Annotated in this window: 2 protein-coding genes and 1 pseudogene; 1 reads left to right on the top strand and 2 read right to left on the bottom strand. The window is 62.6% G+C overall.

Annotation, left to right across the window (positions count from 1 at the left end; all coding sequences use genetic code 11):
* Window positions 1-350: 350 nt before the first annotated feature.
* Window positions 351-1,019: pseudogene (locus E6J58_02530) on the bottom strand (hypothetical protein).
* Between E6J58_02530 and E6J58_02525 the strand changes: the two are divergent.
* Window positions 812-1,180 carry a hypothetical protein gene (locus E6J58_02525; GenBank protein TMB41749.1) on the top strand — a complete coding sequence of 123 codons (369 nt, stop codon included), beginning with the start codon at window positions 812-814 and terminating at the stop codon, window positions 1,178-1,180. The pseudogene E6J58_02530 and the gene E6J58_02525 overlap by 208 nt on opposite strands.
* 550 nt (window positions 1,181-1,730) lie before the next feature.
* On the opposite strand, the gene E6J58_02520 is transcribed toward E6J58_02525, so the two are convergent.
* A partial coding sequence (locus E6J58_02520) for a zinc-binding dehydrogenase (protein TMB41748.1) occupies window positions 1,731-2,273 on the bottom strand: 543 nt, incomplete at its 5' end.

Genomic DNA, 2,273 nt, shown 5'->3' with positions numbered 1-2,273 from the left:
TCATACCAGGCAACCCGGTTCAGATCGTCCTCGTAGAGGAAGCTTTCGACCAGTGCCCCGTTGACCTTCTTCCCGACCCGCCGGTGGCTCCCGTCGATGATGTACGCTACGGCGTTTCCGTTTGGGAGTGTTACCCCGCGCAGGTTTCCGAACGCATCGTAGTCGTATGTCGTCGTACCGTCGGCGCAGGTCTTCGTCTGCACAGATCCGTCAGACTTGTACGTGTACGCGCAGGTTCCGTAGCTCAAGAGCCGGTCCTGTACATCATAGATGGGCGAAGCGGTCAGGCCCGGTCCGACGAGCCGGTTCCCGTTCACATCGTATTCGTAATGCGAGGTCGCGACACCGTCAGTCGTTATATCGGTCAGCCGCCCCCTCACGTCGTAGCTGTAGCCGTACACGTGCGTTGTCCCTTGGATCGTCTCCGTCTTACTGATGATGCGACCTAACGCGTCGCGGATGCCGTAGTCGACGGAAAAGAGCGACGTGCCGTTCGCAGCCACCGTATGCGTCTTCTCCGCGCCATAGGCGTCGTAAGTGCGCGACTCGCTGATCGCTCCCAGCGTGGTGCTGGTCACGAAGCCNTTGATCGTCTGCCCTCCGGTAACGCTCTCGCTAGAGCGCCTGAAACTCGAATCGTACGTTGTTTGCACGTTGCCGGAAATTGGTCCGCTCCAGGTGATGTCCTTGAGTAAGGAGCCATCATAACCGTAGGTGAAGCCAACACCGTCGAACGTCGTGATGCTCGTCAGCCGTCCGGTGGTAGCGTTGTAGCCAAAGGTGTTCGTGCCGCGGCTTGTAGTCAGCGCCGATGCAGCTCCACTATGACACGCGCGGGCGCAACGACACGATGACCCAGGGCGCACGCGTGACAACGCTCGCCTACCGTTCCGATGGTTTCCTCGGGAGCATCCTCGACCCGCTGCAGCACACGACTTCCTTCGATTACGACCTGGCGGGAAGACCCACGAACCAGACCCTTCCTGACTTGAACGTGATCGCGAGCGGCTACGATCCAAATGGCAACGTGATCTCGGTTACGCCGCCCGGGCGTCCTGCTCACCTATTCGCCTACACCTCGGCGGACCGGGAAAAGGACTACACGCCACCAGACGTGGGCCAACCTCGGGCCACCCACACCGACTACACCCTCGACCAGGATCTCACGAGTGTTTGGTGACCCTCAGCGGGCGTCTCCAAACTGTCTCCAAGAACGGTGGCTAGGAAAGGCATTCGGCGAACGGAAGCGCCGCCCAATGGTGCGATTGCAACCGCGGTAACTGGAGGCCTTTCCCGAGCGATGAGAAGCTCACCGGCAGGAAACGTGACTAGCCGATCTCGCACCATCAGCTCAAATATGCCCATGCGCCATTTGGGCGACCCGACGCCAGGCGCGGGATCCGGGATCCTCAGAAGGCGTTGTCCACGACTGTTCCGTTGCTCCCGCGCACTGGGACTTCGAAGTCGATCGTGCGATTCGACACCGTGAGCCGGGTCGCCGCGCGTTTTTGTCAGGCCGACGTACCGACGTACACGGCGAGTCATGCTCGTGCTGCGCCCGTGCTGAAGCGGGCCGCCGCAAGCGCCGCATTCGACACGGGTCCCCTACGTTCGCCAAACGGAGACCGCGCGGCGTCGCTTCCTCGCGGCGATGCCGGCAACTCAGACCACGCGTTGATGAGGCGGTGCGTGAATTTCACCTTCGTGGGCGTTAGGCAATCCCCGAGTCCTCACGGATGAACGCGAATGATCGTCTTTCCCTTGATCCGCTCGGTCCGGTTGAAGGCGGCAACCGCATCGTCGAGGGCAGCCACATTGCCGATGTTTGTCCGCAGCCGACCAACTCGGACCCGCTGGACGAGCTCACTCAATTGGGCGCGATCGGGTACGACGACGAAGTCGATAGTCCGGCCGCCAGAGGGCCGCGCCTCGGTCGGGCCGGTGACGGTCACCAGCGTTCCTCCGGCGCGAATCAGGCCTGCAGACCGCTTCCCGATGTCGCCGCCGATGACATCGAAAACCAGATCGACTTCGCCGACGTCTTCCAAGCCGTCGTTATCGAGATCGACGAACTCCTGTGCGCCGAAGTCGAGAGCCGTCTGACGGCCGCCAGCGCGCCCGGTGCCGATGACGTACGCGCCGGCCTCACGTGCGAGCTGGCTCGCCATCGAACCGACTACGCCGGCGCCACCGTGCACGAGGACTCTCTGCCCCGCGTGAAGGCGGCCGTGCTCGAACAGCCCCTGCCACGCGGTCAGGCCCGGCATCACGAG

This window comes from Deltaproteobacteria bacterium (genome assembly GCA_005879535.1).
Classification (GTDB): Bacteria; Myxococcota; Myxococcia; order Myxococcales; family 40CM-4-68-19; genus 40CM-4-68-19.
Note: the sequence above shows the minus strand (reverse complement) of the source record. Positions and strands in the feature narration are given on the sequence as shown.